Annotated in this window: 2 protein-coding genes and 1 pseudogene; all 3 read left to right on the top strand. The window is 64.7% G+C overall.

All coding sequences use genetic code 11. From position 1 onward, the window contains the following. The first annotated feature begins 84 nt into the window (after positions 1–84). On the top strand, positions 85–2,760 hold the full coding sequence (leuS, locus tag Q8N40_RS23455; RefSeq protein WP_305713490.1) for a leucine--tRNA ligase: 2,676 nt from the start codon (positions 85–87) through the stop codon (positions 2,758–2,760). Further along, entirely contained in the window at positions 2,747–3,298 is a 552-nt protein-coding gene (gene lptE, locus Q8N40_RS23450; protein ID WP_305713489.1) for an LPS assembly lipoprotein LptE, read from the top strand. The genes leuS and lptE overlap by 14 nt, the downstream gene beginning before the upstream one ends. A 53-nt stretch (positions 3,299–3,351) precedes the next feature. Beyond that, positions 3,352–3,639: pseudogene (locus tag Q8N40_RS23445) on the top strand (DNA polymerase III subunit delta); the annotation flags it as partial.

Below are 3,639 nucleotides of genomic sequence, written 5' to 3'. Positions count from 1 at the left end.
GGGGCGTTGACCCCCCTGCCGCTTTTGTGGCCTAGTCCGCCGTCCCCTTAAGACGGTCCGAACCACGAAAAGCCCAGCGATTCCATGACCTCCGAACGCTACAACGCACGCGAAACCGAGCCGCGCTGGCAACGCCAGTGGGACGAAAAGGCGATCTTCGCCTCCAAAAACGAGGATGTCCGGCCGAAATACTACGTGCTTGAGATGTTCCCCTACCCTTCCGGGCGGATCCATATCGGGCATGTCCGCAACTACACGCTGGGCGATGTGCTGGCGCGGTTCATGCGGGCCAGGGGTTTCAACGTGCTGCACCCGATGGGCTGGGACGCCTTCGGCCTGCCGGCCGAGAATGCCGCGATCGAGCGCAAGGTGGCGCCGAAGGCGTGGACCTACGAGAATATCGCGGCGATGAAGAAGCAGCTGCGGTCGATCGGGCTGTCGCTGGACTGGTCCCGCGAATTCGCGACCTGCGATCCCTCCTACTACAAGCACCAGCAGAAGATGTTCAACGACTTCCTCCGCGCGGGCCTGGCCGAGCGGGAGAAGCGCAAGATCAACTGGGATCCGGTCGACATGACCGTGCTCGCCAACGAGCAGGTGATCGACGGCCGCGGCTGGCGCTCCGGCGCGGTGGTCGAGCAGCGCGAGATGAACCAGTGGGTCTTCAAGATCACGAAGTACTCGCAGGAACTGCTGGACGCGCTGGACGGACTGGACCGCTGGCCCGACAAGGTGCGGCTGATGCAGCGCAACTGGATCGGCCGCAGCGAAGGCATGCTGGTGCGCTTCGCGCTCGATCCCAAGACCTTGCCTGAAGGTTGGACGCCGGCAGGCGAGACCGAGCTGAAGATTTTTACCACGCGGCACGACACGCTGTTCGGCGCCAAGTTCATGGCGATCGCGCCGGATCATCCGCTGGCGCAGGCCGCGGCGGCGAAGAATCCGAAACTGGCGGAATTCATCGCGGAAGCGAAACGTCACGGCACCGCGCAGGAGATCATCGACACCCAGGAGAAACTGGGTTTCGATACCGGGATCCGGGCGGTCCACCCGTTCGATCCGGACTGGAAGCTGCCGGTCTACGTGGCCAATTTCGTGCTGATGGAATACGGCACCGGCGCGATCTTCGGCTGCCCGGCGCACGACCAGCGCGACCTCGATTTCGTCAACAAATACGGGCTCGGCAACATCCCCGTGGTGTGCCCCGAAGGCCAGGATCCGAAGACGTTCGTCATCACCGACACCGCCTTTGACGGCGATGGCCGCATGATCAATTCGCGCTTCCTCGACGGCATGACCATCGATCAAGCCAAGCAGGATGTTGCGAAACGGCTTGAAGCCGAGATGCGCCCCCTCCCTAACCCTCCCCCGCAAGCGGGGGAGGGAAGGGTGGGGGCCGTTGGCGAGCGGCAGGTGAACTTCCGACTGCGCGACTGGGGTATCTCGCGGCAGCGCTATTGGGGCTGCCCGATCCCGGTGATCCACTGCCCGAAGTGCGATGTCGTGCCGGTGCCCGATGCGGACCTGCCGGTGGTGCTGCCGGAGGATGTCTCCTTCGACAAGCCCGGCAACGCGCTCGACCATCATCCGACCTGGAAGCACGTCGCCTGCCCCAAATGCGGCGGGAAAGCACAGCGCGAAACCGACACCATGGACACGTTCGTGGATTCATCGTGGTATTTCGCGCGCTTCACCGATCCCTGGAACGAGAAGGCGCCGACCACGCCTGAGGTCGCCAACCGGATGATGCCGGTCGACCAGTATATCGGCGGCGTCGAGCACGCGATCCTGCATCTGCTCTACAGCCGCTTCTTCACCCGCGCCATGAAGGCCACCGGCCATATCGGCATGGACGAGCCGTTCGCCGGTATGTTCACCCAGGGCATGGTGGTGCACGAAACCTATCAGAAGGCCGACGGCGGCTACGTCACGCCGGCCGAGGTGAAAATCGAGACCATCGGCAGCGGCCGTCGCGCCACGATGATCGAAGGCGGCGAAGAAATCTCGATCGGCCCGATCGAGAAGATGTCGAAGTCGAAGCGCAACACCGTCGACCCCGACGACATCATCGCCACCTACGGCGCCGACGTCGCGCGCTGGTTCATGCTGTCGGATTCGCCGCCGGATCGCGACGTGATCTGGAGCGACGAACGGGTGCAGGGCGCCTCGCGCTTCGTGCAGCGGCTGTGGCGGCTGGTCAACGAGTCCGCCGGAATCGCCCAGTCAGCCCCGGCGGCACGGCCGGCGGCGTTCGGCGCCGACGCGCTGGTGCTGCGCAAGGCCGCCCATGGCGCGCTGGACAAGGTCTCCACCGGCATCGAGAAGCTGCATTTCAATGTTTGCCTCGCCCATATCCGCGAGTTCACCAACGCACTGGCCGAGGTGCTTGGCCGCGAAGGGCAGCCCTCGCCGGACCTGGCCTGGTCGGTCCGCGAGGCCGCAGTCATTCTTGTTCAACTGTTCGCGCCCATGATGCCTCATCTGGCCGAGGAGTGCTGGACGGTGCTGGGCCAGAAGGGACTGATTTCAGAGGCGAATTGGCCCCAAATCGAACGCGATTTGCTGATTGAAGATACCGTGACGCTGGTGGTCCAGGTCAACGGCAAGAAACGGGGTGATGTCACAGTGCCACGGGGCGCCGAAAATCCGGAAATTGAGGCTGCCGTTTTGGCTCTCGATGCGGTAAAACAGGCGCTCGGCGGCAAGGCCGTTCGCAAGGTGATTGTGGTTCCCATGAGGATCGTGAATGTCGTTGGCTAAGACCCGCATCGCCGCTCGGCTCCTGGTCGTGGCCGCCCTGGCGGCGCTGACGGCCGGCTGCTTTCAGCCGATGTATGCCGAACGCACCGACGGCACCCCCGGCCTGCGCGAAAAACTGATGGGGGTGGACGTCCCGCCGGTCGACAAGCCCAACGCCTCGCGCGAGGCCCGGGTCCAGGTGGAAATCCGCAACGCGCTGAAGTTCAAGCTCTACGGCAACGCCACCGGCATGCCCCCGACGCACAAACTGGTGCTGCGGTTCGGCGCCAGCCGCTCGTCGCTGATGCTCGATCCCGCCACCGCGCTGCCATCCAGCGAGAACTACGGCATCGACGCCCAGTACAATCTGATCGATCTGACCACCAATAAATCGGTCATGACCGGAACCACCTTCGCGCGGGTGTCCTACGACAGTCCCGGCCAGCTGCAGCGCTTCGCCCGCGCCCGCGCCTTCCGCGACGCCGAAGACCGCGCCGCGCAGGAGATCGCGGAGAATATCCAGACCCGGCTGGCGTCGTTCTTCGTCGCGGGTAGCTGACCCGTATTCACCCTCCCCTGGAGGGTGAGAAGGTTCTCACCCGGAATTACTCGATGGTCGCGCTTCGCGGAAGAGAGATCGACGCTTTTCTCGCCCGGCCCGATCCGGCGCGTCCCATCATCCTGCTTTACGGTCCTGATGCGGGCCTCGTGCGCGAGCGGGCCGATGCGCTGCTGGCGTCCGCGGTCGACGACCCCAACGATCCGTTCTCGCTGGTGCGGCTCGATGGCGATGAGCTCTCCGCCGAGCCGTCGCGGCTGGGCGATGAAGCCATGACCATACCGATGTTCGGCGGCCGCCGCGCCATTCGCGTCCGGGCCGGCTCGCGCAGTTTCGCCGGC

The organism is Bradyrhizobium sp. (genome assembly GCF_030693485.1).
In the GTDB taxonomy this organism is placed as follows: Bacteria; Pseudomonadota; Alphaproteobacteria; order Rhizobiales; family Xanthobacteraceae; genus Bradyrhizobium.
Note: the sequence above shows the minus strand (reverse complement) of the source record. Positions and strands in the feature narration are given on the sequence as shown.

Bases quoted from the DNA above. Each gene is read 5' to 3' on its own strand.
- leuS (WP_305713490.1), top strand. From the start codon at position 85: ATGACCTCCGAACGCTACAACGCACGCGAAACCGAGCCGCGCTGGCAA.
- lptE (WP_305713489.1), top strand. From the start codon at position 2,747: ATGTCGTTGGCTAAGACCCGCATCGCCGCTCGGCTCCTGGTCGTGGCC.